This window comes from Streptomyces sp. URMC 124, from assembly GCF_051386455.1.
Lineage (GTDB): Bacteria > Actinomycetota > Actinomycetes > Streptomycetales > Streptomycetaceae > Streptomyces.
Window position 1 is genome coordinate 25,238 of sequence record NZ_JBPQTS010000006.1, and the last position, 15,470, is coordinate 40,707.

The 15,470-nt window shown below is 72.9% G+C and carries 13 protein-coding genes and 1 pseudogene; 12 read left to right on the plus strand and 2 right to left on the minus strand.

The window, feature by feature from the left end; all coding sequences use genetic code 11:
- Positions 1-35: 35 nt before the first annotated feature.
- From ssd to ACSNOG_RS02170, 7 genes and pseudogenes are all read left to right on the plus strand, one after another.
- Positions 36-1,148 carry a septum site-determining protein Ssd gene (gene ssd, locus ACSNOG_RS02140; RefSeq protein WP_436750770.1) on the plus strand — a complete coding sequence of 371 codons (1,113 nt, stop codon included), beginning with the start codon at positions 36-38 and terminating at the stop codon, positions 1,146-1,148.
- Positions 1,145-2,302 carry a TadA family conjugal transfer-associated ATPase gene (locus tag ACSNOG_RS02145; protein WP_436750771.1) on the plus strand — a complete coding sequence of 386 codons (1,158 nt, stop codon included), beginning with the start codon at positions 1,145-1,147 and terminating at the stop codon, positions 2,300-2,302. Before ssd ends, ACSNOG_RS02145 begins: the two co-directional genes overlap by 4 nt.
- A gap of 14 nt (positions 2,303-2,316) precedes the next feature.
- On the plus strand, positions 2,317-3,237 hold the full coding sequence (locus ACSNOG_RS02150) for a type II secretion system F family protein (RefSeq protein WP_436750822.1): 921 nt from the start codon (positions 2,317-2,319) through the stop codon (positions 3,235-3,237).
- On the plus strand, positions 3,234-4,031 hold the full coding sequence (locus ACSNOG_RS02155) for a type II secretion system F family protein (protein ID WP_436750772.1): 798 nt from the start codon (positions 3,234-3,236) through the stop codon (positions 4,029-4,031). Before ACSNOG_RS02150 ends, ACSNOG_RS02155 begins: the two co-directional genes overlap by 4 nt.
- A 224-nt stretch (positions 4,032-4,255) precedes the next feature.
- Positions 4,256-4,393 carry a DUF4244 domain-containing protein gene (locus ACSNOG_RS02160; RefSeq protein WP_436750773.1) on the plus strand — a complete coding sequence of 46 codons (138 nt, stop codon included), beginning with the start codon at positions 4,256-4,258 and terminating at the stop codon, positions 4,391-4,393.
- Positions 4,380-4,778, plus strand: a complete 399-nt coding sequence (locus ACSNOG_RS02165) for a TadE family type IV pilus minor pilin (protein ID WP_436750774.1) — start codon at positions 4,380-4,382, stop codon at positions 4,776-4,778. The genes ACSNOG_RS02160 and ACSNOG_RS02165 overlap by 14 nt, the downstream gene beginning before the upstream one ends.
- 7 nt (positions 4,779-4,785) lie before the next feature.
- A pseudogene (locus tag ACSNOG_RS02170) lies at positions 4,786-5,028 on the plus strand (Rv3654c family TadE-like protein); the annotation flags it as partial.
- 148 nt (positions 5,029-5,176) lie between these two features.
- Here the strand turns inward: ACSNOG_RS02170 and ACSNOG_RS02175 are convergent.
- On the minus strand, positions 5,177-7,747 hold the full coding sequence (locus ACSNOG_RS02175; protein WP_436750775.1) for a DEAD/DEAH box helicase: 2,571 nt from the start codon (positions 7,745-7,747) through the stop codon (positions 5,177-5,179).
- A gap of 54 nt (positions 7,748-7,801) precedes the next feature.
- Here ACSNOG_RS02175 and bldG point away from each other — a divergent pair, with 54 nt between their 5' ends.
- The 5 genes from bldG to ACSNOG_RS02200 all read left to right on the plus strand — a co-directional run bounded on the left by bldG (position 7,802) and on the right by ACSNOG_RS02200 (position 14,232).
- Complete coding sequence (gene bldG, locus ACSNOG_RS02180; RefSeq protein ID WP_030367299.1) at positions 7,802-8,143, plus strand: anti-sigma factor antagonist BldG; 342 nt, start codon at positions 7,802-7,804, stop codon at positions 8,141-8,143.
- 115 nt (positions 8,144-8,258) lie between these two features.
- Positions 8,259-8,711 (plus strand): ATP-binding protein, encoded by a 453-nt coding sequence (locus ACSNOG_RS02185; RefSeq protein WP_436750776.1) that lies wholly within the window; start codon positions 8,259-8,261, stop codon positions 8,709-8,711.
- Between the two features lie 592 nt (positions 8,712-9,303).
- Positions 9,304-11,694 carry a sodium-translocating pyrophosphatase gene (locus tag ACSNOG_RS02190; RefSeq protein WP_436750777.1) on the plus strand — a complete coding sequence of 797 codons (2,391 nt, stop codon included), beginning with the start codon at positions 9,304-9,306 and terminating at the stop codon, positions 11,692-11,694.
- A 245-nt stretch (positions 11,695-11,939) separates the two neighbouring features.
- On the plus strand, positions 11,940-12,515 hold the full coding sequence (locus ACSNOG_RS02195; RefSeq protein WP_436750778.1) for a small secreted protein: 576 nt from the start codon (positions 11,940-11,942) through the stop codon (positions 12,513-12,515).
- Positions 12,516-12,705: 190 nt separating this feature from the next.
- A complete protein-coding gene (locus ACSNOG_RS02200; RefSeq protein WP_436750779.1) occupies positions 12,706-14,232 on the plus strand; it encodes a DUF7059 domain-containing protein in 1,527 nt (508 codons plus the stop codon).
- A gap of 113 nt (positions 14,233-14,345) precedes the next feature.
- Here ACSNOG_RS02200 and ACSNOG_RS02205 read toward each other — a convergent pair whose 3' ends face one another.
- A complete protein-coding gene (locus ACSNOG_RS02205; protein ID WP_436750780.1) occupies positions 14,346-15,059 on the minus strand; it encodes a hypothetical protein in 714 nt (237 codons plus the stop codon).
- Positions 15,060-15,470 lie beyond the last annotated feature (411 nt).

Genomic DNA, 15,470 nt, shown 5'->3' on the forward strand with positions numbered 1-15,470 from the left:
GATGCGAGAGCGCGCAGTGAGACGGGGAGGACGCCGTGGCCGGATCCAGTGCATCCGATTGGCCGCCCGCCGCCGGCAGGAGGCGGCGCGGACCACTGATCATCGCCGAGGACGAGGAGCTGCTCGATGACCTGTTGCGCCTGTGCGCGGCGGCCGGAGCAGTGCCCGAAGTGGCGCACGGAGCGCCTGCGCGCCGAGGCACGGGGCAGGATCCGCCGCTGATCCTGGTCGGCGAGTGCTGCGCTCCCCGCCTGCGCGGATCGCGTCTCGCGGCCCATGGGGAGGCGGTGCTGCTCGTCGCCCGGGACCGCGGTGACGCCGGGGTGTGGCGGCTGGCCATGGAGATCGGCGCCCGGGATGTGGCGCTGCTGCCCGGTTGCGAGAGCCGGCTCGTGGAGCGGATCGCCGATGCCGTCGAGGGGGCCGGGCGGCCCGCCCTCACCGTCGGAGTGATCGGCGGGCGGGGCGGCGCGGGGGCGAGCACGCTCGCGTGCGCGCTCGCCGTCGGAGCGGCCGGTGCCGGGCGGCGCACCATGCTCATCGACGGTGATCCCCTGGGCGGCGGCCTCGACGTCCTGCTCGGAGGCGAGAGGGCCGAAGGGTTGCGCTGGCCCGCCTTCGCCGACTCCAGAGGCCGGGTGGCGTGTCACGCGCTGGAGGAGGCCCTGCCCGAGCTCCACTCGCTGCGCCTGCTCAGCTGGGACCGGAGCCCCTGCACAGCCGTGCCGCCCGACGCGATGAAGGCCGTGCTGGCCGCCGCGCGGCGCCGCGGAGGCGCGGTCGTCGTCGACCTGCCGCGCAGGCTGGACGAAGCCGCCCTCGAAGCCCTCGGGCAGCTCGACGCGGGCCTGTTGGTCGTGCCCGCCGAGCTGCGGGCCGTGGCAGCGGCCCACCGAGTCGCCGCCGGCGTCGGCGCCGTCCTCGGCGATCTGCGGGTGGTCGTCCGCGGCCCGCGCACCTCCGGGCTCGACGGAGAGGAGATCGCCCGGCTCCTCGGCCTGCCCCTCGCGGGCGACCTGCCTCCGGAGGCGGGCCTGCCTGCCGCGCTCGCGGCAGGCAGGCCGCCGGGTGGCGAGCGCGGCCCGCTGGCCCGGTTCTGCACCGACTTCTGGGCCTGCTTCGAGGCCGCCCAGGGGGCGTCGGCATGAGCACCGGACTGCTGGACGCCGTGCGGCTGCGGCTCGCCGAAAGCGGCGCCGACCCCACGCCCGCCAAGGTCGCCGAGGCCCTGCGTCAGGAAGGGCGGCTGCTGGGAGACGCCGAGATCCTCGGTGTCGCGGCCCGGCTGCGCTCCGAACTGATCGGCGCGGGCCCGCTCGAGCGGCTGCTGGCCGAACCCGACGTCACCGACGTCCTGGTCACGGCGCCGGACGAGGTCTGGGTCGACCGCGGCGCCGGCCTGGAGCGCACGGACGTGGCCTTTCCGGACGCGGCCGCGGTGCGCAGGCTCGCCCAGCGCCTCGCCGCGATCGCCGGCCGGCGGCTGGACGACGCCCGCCCCTGGGTCGACGCACGGCTCCCCGACGGGACCCGGCTGCATGCGGTGCTGCCGCCGATCGCCGTCGGCTCGACCTGTCTGTCCTTGCGCGTCGTCAGGCCGCGCGCCTTCACCTTGGACGACCTGACGGCGGCCGGGACGGTGCCGCCCGGCGGGGACCGGCTGCTGCGGGCGGTGCTGGAGGCGCGGCTGTCGTTCATCGTCAGCGGCGGCACGGGCTCCGGCAAGACGACGCTGCTGACCACCCTGCTGGGGCTGGTCGCGCGGGACGAGCGGATCGTTCTCGCGGAGGACTCCGCCGAACTGCGTCCCGACCACCCGCACGTCGTCCGGCTGGAGACCCGGCCGGCGAACCAGGAGGGAATGGGTCTGGTCACTCTGCGGGATCTGGTGAGACAGGCCCTGCGGATGAGGCCGGACCGCTTGGTGGTGGGTGAAGTCCGAGGGCCGGAGGTCACGGACCTGCTGGCCGCGCTCAATACGGGCCACGAGGGCGGCTGCGGCACCGTGCATGCGAACGCCGCGGCGGACGTGCCCGCCCGGCTGGAGGCGCTCGGCTCCACCGCCGGCCTCGACCGCGCCGCGCTGCACAGCCAATTGGCGGCCGGACTGTCGGTCGTGGTCCACCTGGTGCGCGAGCGGAGCGGCTGTCGACGCGTGGCGGAAGTGCATGTGCTCGAACGGGATCCGGCGGGCTTCGTCACCACCGTGCCCGCCGCCGTCTGGGGACTCACCGGCTTTCAGCGGGCCCGCGGTTGGGCCCGGCTGGCGCAGCTCTGCGAGCGGGCGGGAGTCGCGCCGTGACGGCCGCGGGGACGATGCCGCCGGCCACGCTCGCGGGCGTCGCTGCGCTGGGCGCCCTGTTCATGGCCTGGCCGCCGGGCGGGTCGGGGAGGGAGCGCCGCCGCGCGCGGCTGATGCTCGCAGGGGGCGGATCGTTCGTGCCTCCCACGCCCTGGCCGCCCGCTCGGGTGGGCGAGTGGGCCGCCCGGCTGCGGCGTTGGGCGTCGTCCCGGAGAGAGCTGGTGTGCCTTCCGCTCGGCGGTCTCGTGGCTCTGCTGGGCGGGTCGGTGCTGCCGCTGCCGGCGGCGCTGGTGGCCGTGCCGCTCGTGCGGAGGTGGCTGGCCGCCCGTGGGGAGCAGCGGAAGAGGGAGCGGCGGGAAGCGGCCGTGATCGAGCTGTGCGGGGCCGTGGCGGGCGAGCTGCGAGCGGGGCGGCAGCCCGGTCAGGCGCTGGCAGGTGTGCCTGCGGGGGACTTGGGGCCGCAATGGACGGCGGTGTCGGCGGCGGCGAGATTCGGCGGGGACGTGCCGGAGGCGCTGAAGGCGGTGGCGGTCCGCCCCGGAGCCGAGGGATTGCACGGTGTGGCCGCCTGCTGGCGCGTTGCCGTCGACGGCGGTGCGGGGCTTGCCACCGGGCTCGAGCGGGTCTCGGCGGCCCTGAGCGCCGAGCGGGACCAAAGGGAAGAACTCCGCTCGCAGTTGGCCGGTGCGCGGTCCACCGCCGTCATGTTGGCCCTGCTGCCCGTGCTGGCCCTGCTGATGGGCAGCGCGCTGGGGGCGGCGCCGCTGCGGGTGCTGCTGCACACGCCGGCCGGACTGTGCTGTCTGCTCCTCGGCGGGCTCCTGGAGGCGGCAGGCATCGCCTGGACCGGGCGGATCGTACGGGCGGCGGCGGGGGAGCGGGGAGGAGCCGGAGGGTCCGGTGTGCCCGGTACGGCGAAAGGGAAGGTGCCGTGAGAGAAAATGTTATCCACAGCCTGTGGATGATGATTCTCCCGGGAATCGTCTCCCTCGGAGCCGTGGTGGCGGCGGTCCGCGTGCGCAGGAGGCGGACGGTACGCCGCCGGATCGCCTCGCTCTTCGGCGGGGCCCCGGGAAGGTCCGCGAAGGGGCAGCGATTGCGTGCCCTTTCCGGTCGGTTGCCGGCGCTCCGGGACGGGATGCTCGCGGCCGCGTCCGGAGCCGCAGGGGTCATCCTCCTCGGCGGGGTCGCCGGCTGGGCAGCGGGACTCGCCGCCGCGTACGGCATGTGGCGGTGGTTGCGCCGCCGGAAGCGGGATGCCGCTCCGGACGGCCTTCCGGCCGAAGAAGTGGAGCGGCAACTTCCGCTTGCTGCGGACCTCATGGCGGCCTGTCTGGCCGCGGGGGCCGGTCCGAGGGAGGCCGCCGAAGCGGTCGGTGTGTCGCTGGGCGGTCCGGTGGGCGAACGGCTCGCCCGGGCCGCGGCGGAGGTGCGGCTCGGCGGCGATCCGGCCACGGCATGGAGCCGGCTGGGCGGGCTCCCCGGCGCCCGGGGGCTGGCTCTCTGCCTGGAGCGGGCGCAGGCGACCGGGGTTCCCGCGGTGGAGCCCATGTCCCGGCTCGCCGGCCGCCTGCGGGCCGAGCGCGGCAGGGCGGCCGGCATACGGGCCCGGCGCGCGGGCGTCCTGGCGACGGCCCCTCTCGGGCTGTGTTTCCTGCCCGCGTTCCTGACGGTCGGAGTGGTGCCCGTGGTGATCGGGCTGGCGAGCGGTCTGACGAAAGGACATTGACGGTGAGCGGAGTGACGGTGGGCGGAGTGAAGGTCGTGACCGTAAGGACGGGGGAGAAGGCGATGGTTCTGCGAGGGAGGCCGGGGCGCCCGGCCCGGAGGGAGGCGCCGCGGTCGCGGCAGGGGGCTCGGAGCGGACGGTGGTGGGCGCCGGCCCGGCCGCGGCTGTGGCCGGCGGCCTGGCCGAAGGGCCGGCCGTGGGCCCTCGCCCATGCCGAGGCGGGCATGTCGACCGCCGAGTACGCCGTCGGCACCGTGGCCGCCTGCGCGCTCGCCGCGGTGCTCTACAAGGTGGTCACGAGCGGAGCGGTCAGCGCGGCGCTGCAGGGGCTCATCGGGCGGGCGCTCCATGCGCCGTTCTGACGATGCGGCGGGCGATACGGCTGACTGGGCGTCCGCAGCCTTACGCAACAGGCGATCTGACGGCGGCTATGTGACGGCCGAGGCGGCGATGGTGCTTCCGGCGCTGATCCTCTTCGGTGCGGCCCTGATCTGGGGACTGATGGCAGCCGCCGCACAGATCCAGTGTGTGGACGCTGCCCGGGCAGGAGCCCGGGCAGCGGCCCGGTCCGATCCGGTGGGCGTCGCGGTCGCGTCGGCGCGGGCCGCCGCGCCGCCGGGCTCCCGCATCGCCGTCGCGCGCGAAGGCGATCTCGTACGAGTGCGGGTGGAAGCCCGCGTGGCGGGGCCGCTGGCTCTGAGGCTGGGCGGAGAGGCGGTGGCCCTTGCAGAGGAGACGGTGCGGTGACCGGGGCATGGCGACGGTGTGGGTGGCGGTGGCGGCCACCGCGCTCTGCGCGGTGTTCGCGGGCCTGCTGGCCATGGGGCAGGCGGTGGTGGCCCGCCACCGCGCGGGCGGCGCGGCGGACCTGTCGGCGCTGGCGGCGGCCGATCACGCCCTCGAAGGGCAGGAGACCGCGTGCGGTCTCGCCCGGCGCGTGGCGGCCGCCCAGGGGGCGAGAGTGGTGCGCTGTGCCGTGAGCGGCGAGATCGCCGAGGTGGCGGCCGAGGCGAGGGCGGGACCGTACGCCGTCCGGGTGCGGTCGCGGGCGGGGCCCGCGGAGGCGGCGGGAACCGGACCCGTCTCCTTCTCCGCAGCGGCAGCCGCAGCCCGCCCGCCCCGGGCCTCGCCCCCGGTCGTGGACCTCAGTCCCCGGAACCGGAAGTCTGCGACGGGCCCGTTGCACCGGACGGATCTGCTGCACCGGACGGGCCCGCTGCCCCGGACGGCCCAACCGGCCCGGGCGATTCGGGAGGTCGCCCAGGTGGAGGATCCCCGTCCTTCGGGGCGTCCTTGAGGAGGCGGGCCAGGAGGCGTATCGCCGCTCGCTTGTCGAGAGGTTCGTTGCCGTTGCCGCACTTGGGGGACTGGACGCAGGACGGGCAGCCGGTGTCGCACTCGCAGGCCGCGATCGCCTCGCGGGTGGCGGTGAGCCAGCTCGCCGCGGTGTGGAAGGCCCTCTCGGCGAAGCCCGCGCCGCCGGGGTGGCCGTCGTAGACGAAGACGGTCGGCAGGAGCGTGTCGGGGTGCAGCGGGATGGAGACGCCGCCGATGTCCCAGCGGTCGCAGGTGGCGAAGAGGGGGAGCATGCCGATGGAGGCGTGTTCCGCGGCGTGCAGGGCGCCTCCGAGGGCCTCGGGGGCGATGCGGGCCTCGTCGAGCTGGTCCTCGGTGACGGTCCACCACACGGCGCGGGTACGCAGCGTACGCGGCGGGAGGTCCAGCTTGGACTCGCCGAGGACCTCGCCGGTGATGAGCCGGCGGCGGAGGAAGGAGACGACCTGGTTGGTGACCTCGACCGAGCCGAAGCACAGCCGTGCCTCCCCCCAGGGGATCTCGGCGCTGGTTTCCAGGATGGAGATGGCCGTCGTGTCGCGGGCCGTCGTCGAATAGGGCGGGTCGGCCTGCTCGACGAGGGCGACGGAGTCCTCCAGGTCGAGGCGGCGGACGAGGTAGGTGCGGCCCTGGTGGAGATGGACCGCGCCCTCGTGGACGGAGGCGTGGGCGGCGCCCGCGTCGACGGTGCCCAGGAGCCGCCCGGTGCCCTCCTCCACGACCTGGACGGGCCGGCCCCCGCCGCCGCGGATGTCGGTGAGGTCGGCGGCGCGCTCGCGCCGGGTCCAGTGCCAGGCGGCACCGCGGCGGCGGAGCAGCTTGCGCGCCTCCAGCTGGGCGAGCAGGCCCGCCGTCTCGGGTCCGAACAGGGACAGGTCGGCCTCGGTGAGCGGCAGCTCGGCGGCCGCTGCGCACAGATGGGGGGCGAGGACGTAGGGGTTGTCGGGATCGAGGACGGTGGATTCCACGGGCTGCCGGAAGAGCGCCTCGGGATGGTGGACGAGATACGTGTCCAGCGGGTCGTCGCGGGCGACCAGCACGGCGAGGGCTCCGCGGCCCGTACGGCCCGCGCGGCCGGCCTGCTGCCACAGGGAGGCCCGCGTGCCCGGATAGCCGGTCAGGAGGACGGCGTCGAGGCCCGCGACGTCGACGCCGAGCTCCAGGGCGGTCGTGGCGGACAGGCCCAGCAGCTCACCGCTGTGCAGGGCACGCTCGATGGCGCGCCGCTCCTCGGGGAGGTAGCCGCCGCGGTAGGCGGCGACACGCCCGGGCAGGGAGCGGTCCACGGACGCCAGGCGCTCCTGGGTGATCAGGGCGATGAGCTCGGCGCCGCGCCGTGACCGCACGAAGGCGACCGTGCGGACGCCCTGGACGACGAGGTCGGTGAGGAGGTCGGCGCTCTCGGCGGTGGCGGTGCGGCGCACGGGGGCTCCTCGCTCGCCGTGCAGCTCGGTCAGGGGCGGCTCCCAGAGGGCGAAGACCAGCTCGCCGCGCGGGGAGGCGTCGTCGGTGATCTCCACCACCGGCACGCCCGTCAGCCGGCCGGCGGCGGTGGCCGGGGCGGAGGAGGTGGCCGAGGCGAGGAGGAAGACCGGATCGGCCCCGTAGCGGGCGCAGACACGCCGGAGCCGGCGCAGCACCTGGGCGACGTGCGAGCCGAAGACGCCCCGGTAGGTGTGGCACTCGTCGATGACGACGTAGCGCAGGGCACGCAGGAAGGAGGACCACTTGGGGTGGGCGGGCAGGATCGAGCGGTGGAGCATGTCGGGGTTGGTGAGCACGTAATTGGCGTACTGCCGCACCCACTCCCGCTCCTCGACGGGCGTGTCCCCGTCGTAGACGGCGGGCCGCACGCCCTTGCCCAGGGGCTCGGCGAGGGCCTTCACGGCGCGCCGCTGATCGGCGGCGAGGGCCTTGGTGGGGGCGAGGTACAGCGCGGTCGCCCCGCGGCCGTTCGGGGCCTCGGAGCCGTCCAGCAGGGCGCTGAGGACCGGTGCGAGGTACGCGAGGGACTTCCCGGAGGCGGTTCCGGTGGCCACGACCACCGATTCGCCGCGCACGGCGTGCTCGGCGGTGAGCGCCTGGTGGGCCCACGGCCGTTCGATGCCGGCCGCCCGTACGGCCTCGGTCACTTCCGGCCGGATCTGCTCAGGCCAGGGGGCATGACGTCCGGGACGCGGGGGCAAGTGCTCCGTATGAGTGATGCGTGCAGCCCTGTCGGCCCCGGTGGTCAGTCGGTCGAGGACTGTCCGGGGAACGGGATGTACGCCCGCCTCGGGCGGGAGTTGATCGTTGGCCATCGGCACCGAGTGTGTCACTGGCGTGACGGACAATGGCGTCAAGGCGTCGTGCGCGCCTGCCGGTAAGTGATTGAATGCCATCGCGGCTGCCGATCCATGGGGGGCGACCGCTCGATGCAAGGTGCTGGAGGATCCGTGGACCTGTCCCTGTCGACCGAGACCGTAGGCGACCGTACGGTTGTCCGGGTCGGTGGCGAGATTGATGTGTACACCGCGCCCAAGCTGCGTGAGCAGCTGGTCGAGCTTGTCAACGACGGCAGCTATCACCTCGTCGTGGACATGGAGGGCGTCGACTTCCTCGACTCCACCGGGCTCGGCGTCCTGGTCGGCGGACTGAAGCGGGTGCGTGCCCATGAGGGCTCGCTGCGCCTGGTCTGCAACCAGGAGCGCATTCTCAAGATTTTCCGTATCACCGGCCTCACCAAGGTGTTCCCCATCCACACCTCGGTCGAGGACGCGGTGCAGGCGACCGACTGAGGCCGCCGGGGAAGACTGTCACGCGGGGGGCACCCGGGCTCGCGGGTCCGGCCCCCTCGTGAGTCCGCCCTTTTCCGGATGCGGGGAGAGGGCACGTACGACCGAGGGGGATGGCATGGCCACCGTCGAACTGCTCTTCAGTGCCCTTCCCGAGCATGTCCGGACCGCCCGGCTGGTGGCGGCCGCGGTGGCGCGCCGTGCCGGCGTGGACGAGGCCGTGCTGGACGAGGTCCGGCTCGCCGTGGGCGAGGCGTGCTCGCGCGCGGTGGGGCTGCACATCACCCATGAGGTGAGCACCCCCGTCCGGGTGACGCTGATCGAGGACGAGAAGAAGTTCTCCATCGAGGTCGGGGACGACGCCCCCGGTCCCTCGCCGGAGGCGCTCGCTGCCGCGAACGGCTCGGAGCACGCCGCGGGCGGCCCCGAGGAGAGCGGTGCCGACAGCGAGGACGACATGGGCCTCGCGGTCATCAGCGGCCTGGTCGACGACGTCGAGGTGACGGCCGACGAGCGCGGCGGGCTGATCCGGATGAGCTGGCCGATCGCCCCTGCTGCCGTGGCGCCGTAGTCCGCCCGGACACATCGCCGTAGTAGGCCCTCCTTCGACGGCCGTAACTCCCGGCTGCCCTGCGCGGCCGTTCCGATGACGCCCGCTGGACGGGCCGTCGCGGGATGCACCGGCCCCTTGCGGACCGAGCAGCCATAATTCCGCGATCTTTCCCCGGCCTGCCCCTGCCGGCGGCGTCTCATGGCCGCAGATCTCCGTGCGCCTCTGGGTGCGACGCCTCCGGACCCATTGATGACCTTCCGACGGGTCCGGTGAATCCGGGGATTCAGGCGATCTCCGGAATTGATCTCGTATGGAACCCCTTTTTCCGGGGTGCCGCTGATCGCTGCCATGCCCCCGGTGATCCCCGTTGATCGCCAATGATCGCCCTTCCGGATCTCCGTCCGCGATCGTTTATCCGGCGGATCATTCACTCGATCTTCACTTGCACAGGCCAATTCCATTTGCCGCGCTCTGTTTTGATCTCGCCATGCTCCCTACAATCCGTCCATCTTGAGCTCAGGACGCCTGAGCGTGGCCGCTGCTCCGTGATCTCCCTTTTCGTGATCGCGGGTCAGCTGCGCGCCCATGTGCCAAACGTCAGGGAGGACGAATGGCGGGGCCCTTCACCCCTCGACAGGTGGACTTCACTCAGCACCTCGCAGCCGAACTCACCCAGGGCAACCGCACCATGGTGATCGTGATCGCGGCCGTCGCACTCGCGGCGCTCGTGGTCGCCGTCGCCCTGGTGCGGCAGGTCCTCGCGGCGGGCGAGGGAACCGACAGCATGAGAAGGATCGCGGCGGCGGTGCAGGAAGGCGCGAACGCCTATCTCGCACGGCAGTTGCGCACGCTGGGCGTATTCGCCGTGGCGGTGTTCTTCCTCTTGATGCTCCTGCCGGCCGACAACTGGTCGCAGCGCATCGGGCGTTCGCTGTTCTTCCTGATCGGAGCGCTCTTCTCGGCGGCCACCGGCTATATCGGCATGTGGCTGGCCGTGCGCAGCAACGTGCGGGTCGCCGCAGCGGCCCGCGAGGCCACCCCGGCGGCGGGCGAGCCCGAGAAGGACCTGACGGCCGTTTCCCACAAGGCCATGAAGATTGCGTTTCGGACGGGTGGCGTCGTCGGGATGTTCACCGTGGGGCTCGGCCTGCTGGGCGCCTCCTGCGTGGTGCTCGTCTACGCCGCCGACGCGCCCAAGGTGCTGGAGGGATTCGGCTTCGGAGCGGCACTGCTGGCGATGTTCATGAGGGTCGGCGGCGGCATCTTCACGAAGGCGGCGGACGTCGGCGCCGACCTCGTCGGCAAGGTCGAACAGGGCATTCCCGAGGACGACCCGCGCAACGCCGCCACCATCGCGGACAACGTGGGGGACAACGTCGGCGACTGCGCGGGCATGGCCGCCGACCTCTTCGAGTCGTACGCCGTGACGCTGGTCGCCGCGCTGATCCTCGGCAAGGCCGCCTTCGGCGACGCCGGGCTCGCCTTCCCCCTGCTCGTCCCCGCGATCGGCGTGCTCACGGCGATGATCGGCATCTTCGCGGTGGCGCCGCGCCGCGCCGACCGCAGCGGGATGACCGCCATCAACCGCGGGTTCTTCATCTCGGCCGTCATCTCGCTCGCCCTGGTGGCCGTCGCGGTGTTCGCGTACCTCCCCTCCAGCTATGCCGACCTGAAGGGCATCGGGGACGAGGCCATCCGCGGCCACGCCGGTGACCCGAGGGTGCTCGCGCTCGTGGCGGTGGCCATCGGCATCGTCCTCGCCGCGCTCATCCAGCAGCTCACGGGGTACTTCACCGAGACCAGCCGGCGGCCCGTGCGGGACATCGGCAAGACGTCCCTGACCGGACCGGCGACGGTCGTCCTCGCGGGCATCTCCATCGGCCTGGAGTCCGCCGTCTACTCGGCCGTGCTCATCGCGCTGGGCGTCTACGGGGCGTTCCTGCTCGGCGGCACGTCGATCATGCTGGCCCTGTTCGCCGTCGCGCTCGCCGGCACCGGACTGCTGACCACCGTGGGCGTCATCGTCGCCATGGACACCTTCGGCCCGGTCTCCGACAACGCCCAGGGCATCGCCGAGATGTCCGGTGACGTCGAGGGCGCCGGCGCGCAGGTGCTCACCGACCTCGACGCGGTCGGCAACACCACCAAGGCCATCACGAAGGGCATCGCCATCGCCACGGCCGTCCTGGCGGCGTCGGCGCTCTTCGGCTCGTACCGCGACGCGATCGCCACCGCGGTGAAGGACGTCCACGCGAAATCCGGTGAGCTGGGCCTGAGTCTGGACATCTCGCAGCCCAACAACCTCGTCGGGCTCATCCTCGGAGCCGCCGTCGTCTTCCTCTTCTCGGGGCTGGCGATCAACGCCGTGTCGCGGTCGGCGGGAGCGGTGGTCTACGAGGTGCGGCGGCAGTTCCGCGAGCACCCCGGGATCATGGACTTCAGCGAGAAGCCGGAGTACGGGCGCGTGGTGGACATCTGCACCAAGGACGCGCTGCGCGAACTCGCCACGCCCGGGCTGCTGGCCGTGATGGCGCCCATCGCGGTCGGGTTCTCGCTCGGCGTCGGCGCGCTCGGCTCGTACCTGGCCGGGGCCATCGGCACCGGCACCCTGATGGCCGTCTTCCTCGCCAACTCCGGCGGCGCCTGGGACAACGCCAAGAAGCTGGTGGAGGACGGGCACCACGGCGGCAAGGGCAGCGAGGCGCACGCGGCGACGGTCATCGGCGACACGGTCGGCGACCCGTTCAAGGACACCGCCGGGCCGGCCATCAACCCGCTGCTGAAGGTGATGAACCTGGTGGCGTTGCTGATAGCCCCTGCAGTGGTCAAGTTCTCCTACGGCGTCGATGCCAACAAGGGCGTACGGATCGGGGTTGCGGTGCTGGCGATCGTCGTCATCGTCGGTGCGGTGTACGTCTCCAAGCGGCGAGGGGTCGCCGTGGACGACGACGGGAACGCCGAACGGGCGTCGAAGCCGGTCGATCCGGCGGTGGTGTCGTGAAGAACTGATGCAGCGGCAGCTGCGGCAGCTGTGACAGCTGTGACAGCGCCGGCAGCTGCGAGAGCGGCGGCAGGTCGGGCCCGGGCCGGTGGCGTGTGGTTGCGCTGCCGGCACGGGTGCGGTGAATGCCACGCTGCGCTTGGTGCAAATGGCTTCAAAAGGAGGCATATGGTGTGCTCGCCTCCTGGGCGGTCCCGCTCGGACGTGTAAGTTCCGGGCCGAGAGCCATCGAAGGGACCGATCCGGTGAACAAGAAGCTTGCGGCCGCACTGTCCGGCGGTACGGCGCTCCTGCTGGCGCTGACCGGCTGCGGCGGCGACGAGGACGAGAGCAAGAAGAAGCTGGACGCCTGGGCCATGAAGGTCTGCGACCAGATGCAGCCCCAGGTGAAGAAGATCCTGGAAGCCAACAAGTCGATCGCGAGCGTCCAGACCGAGGAGGACTCCAAGAAGGTCCAGCAGACCGACTCCGCGGGCTTCCAGGTCAGCGTCGACGCGTACAAGGCGCTCGCCAACGCGGTGCAGGACGCGGGTGCTCCGCCCGTCAAGGACGGCGAGACGAGCCAGAAGAACGCCGTCAAGGCGCTCAACGACCTCTCCACGGCGTACGCGAACCTGAAGAAGCGCAGCGACGCCCTCGACACCGGTGACAAGAACAAGTTCGGCGAGGGCCTCCGGGCCATCGGCGGGGACATCTCCAAGCTCAGCGGCCAGAGCTCCGAGGCGCTCAAGAAGCTGCAGTCGGGCGACGTCGGCAAGGCCATGGCCAAGCAGCCGGGCTGCCAGAAGAACTCGCTCTCCCCGGCGCCGGGGAAGAGCTGACCGAAGAGCTGCGGCCCGAAAAGCTGACCGAAGAGCCGCGGCCCGAAGAGCTGACCGAAGGGCCGCCCCGGACAGTCGTCCCGGAGGACCGTTCGGGCGAGCGGCGGGCTGCCGTGCCGCGTCCCCACGGACGCGACGCCGCACCCCGCCGCTTTCGTCATTTGCCGGTGCCGCCCCCGACAATGGTGCCGTGAGTACGCTCCTTCCCGCCGCCGACCGCGCGCGCACCTCCCGCCTGCGCGACGCCCTCCTCGCCGCCGCCTTCACCGCCGACGGTCTCCTCGACCTGCTGGGCGCCCCCGCCTACGCCGCTCTCGCCCGCAGCGAGACCGTGCCCGCCCTGCGCGCCACGCGCGGCGACGGCCCGCTGGAGACGCTCGTACGGCTCTTCCTGCTGCAGCGCCCGGCCCCGTACGCACGGGCCGCGGCCGCGCTGCCCGTCGACGACTGCCTCGCCGGAGGCTGGCTCGTGCGCGACGGGGACGAGGTGCGCGCCACCGTGGATGTGCGCCCGTACGGCGGCCCGGAGGGGCAGGACTGGTGGATCGTCTCCGACCTCGGCTGCGCGGTCGGCGGGGCCGGCGGCATCGCCGGAGGCGGGAGCGGGCCCTCGGGAGTGGACCGCGCGCAGCTCGTCCTCGGCGTCGGCGGCGCCTCGACCACCCTGGCCGGCCTCACCGTCCGCACGCCCGTCGCAAGCGCCCTCGACCTGGGTACGGGCTCCGGCATCCAGGCGCTGCACGCGAGTCAGCACGCCACGCGCGTGACCGCGACGGACCTCAACCCGCGCGCCCTGCACATCACGCGCCTCACCCTGGAGCTGTCCGGCGCCGCCGAGGCCGACCTGCGCGAGGGCTCGCTCTTCGAACCGGTCGCCCAGGACACCTTCGACCTGATCGTCTCCAACCCGCCGTTCGTCATCTCGCCCGGCGCGCGCCTGACGTACCGCGACGGCGGCATGGGCGGCGACGACCTGTGCCGCACCCTGGTCCAGCAGTCCGCCGACCGGCTCAACGACGGCGGCTACTGCCAGCTGCTCGCCAACTGGCAGCACGTGGAGGGTGAGGACTGGCGCGAGCGGCTCTCGTCCTGGGTGCCGCGGGGCTGCGACGCCTGGATCGTCCAGCGCGAGGTGCAGGACGTCGCCCAGTACGCCGAGCTGTGGCTGCGCGACGCGGGCGACCACCGCGCCGGCCCGGAGGAGTACGCGGCGCGCTACGACGCCTGGCTGGACGAGTTCGAGGCCCGCAAGACCAAGGGCATCGGATTTGGCTGGATCACGCTGCGCAAGTCGGGTGCGGACCGGCCGTCCGTCGTAGCGGAGGAGTGGCCGCACCCGGTCGAGCAGCCGCTCGGCCCGGCCGTCCGCGCCCACTTCGACCGGCAGGACTTCCTGCGCACACACGACGACGCCGCGCTGCTCGCCGCCCGCTTCGCCCTGGCCGACGAGGTCGTGCAGGAGCAGGTCGGCCTGCCCGGCGCGGAGGACCCCGAGCACGTGGTGCTCCGCCAGAACCGCGGCATGCGGCGGGCCACCAAGGTGGACACCGTCGGCGCGGGTTTCGCGGGCGTGTGCGACGGCTCCCTCAGCGCCGGCCGGATCCTCGACGCCATCGCCCAGCTGATCGGCGAGGACCCGGTGCTGCTGCGGGACCGGACGCCGGAGTCGATCCGGATGCTCGTGGAACAGGGGTTCCTCACGCCTGTGGCCGAATAACGGCGCAGCAGGGCCAGGAGCAGGGAACGACAAGGCCAGGAGCAGGGCCAGGAGCAGGGCCAGGAGCAGGAGCCGCCCCTGATCAGGGCGTGTTTTCCGTCACGGCTTCCCGGTCACGGTGCGACGCTCGCCACCGCGACCGGGAAGCCCAGGGCGGCGGCTTCCTCCGCGACTGCGGTGAAGTCCGCGGAGGGGTTGAGCGCGGCGACGATGGCCTCCGTGAGGGGCTCGCCCGCGAGGACGGACGCCACGGCGGCGCGGTCCACGGAGCGTTCCCAGTAGTCCGCGACGTACTCCGCGCAGGCCTCGGCGCGGGCTTCCGGGCTGCCGTCCACCAGCAGCTCGAAGAGCCAGGCGCCGTCCGTGTCACCGTCCTCGAACTCCACCGGGCCGCACTGCCATGCGTCGGCGCCGCTCTCGCGCCAGGCGCAGAGCGTGGCGTCGAAGAAGCCGTCGAACGAGAACGCCTCCTCGGCCGGGTACGCGGCGAACGCCGCGGGCAGCCCGTCGAGCAGCCCGGGCCAGTGGGCACGCGGCTCCTCGCGCCACGGCGTGGCGGCACACTCGTGGTCGAAGCAGTAGAGGAACACGCCCGCCGGGGCGAAGACGACGCCGTAGAGATCGCCGATGCCGTTGTCCATCGCGGCGAGTGCGGTGTCGTCGTCCCAGCGGGGGTGGAAGGTGTGCTGCCGTTCCCCGGGGTGGTCGCGTTCGAAGACGACGTCCAGCACGGCCAGCGCCCTGCAGTGCTGCAGGAGCGCCTCCGGGGCCGGCAGCCTCGGTATGAGGTCGTGGACGGTGTCGAGCTCGGCGGCGGCGTCGGTCATGCCCGCATTGAAGCGCGTGCCACTGACAATGCCCCAAGGGACACGTGACGGCCCCCACGCCCCGCAGGTGTTTGCGGACCACAATTCTGGACATCGTTTTCAGGACAACCTGTGGTCCGTGGTCCGTCCGGGCGCATACGCGCCCGATACCTCGGGCAGGGCCATGTCAAGGATCGGCAGATCGGCAGGATCGGCAGGATCGCCCGGGCTTTCATGACTCTTTCGGGTCCAAGCCCGCGCCCTTGCGGCGCGCGGCCCGCCGTCCGTTCCTCTGCCGTCACACCCTTGGCCAGGGCCCTGTGAAGCGCGGCACCGGGGGCGGAGTGGACGTAGCCTTCATTACGACCCTAAGAGTGTGATGTTGGATACCGTGCTGGTTAGAACGTACATCGGGTTACCGTTCGAGTGGCG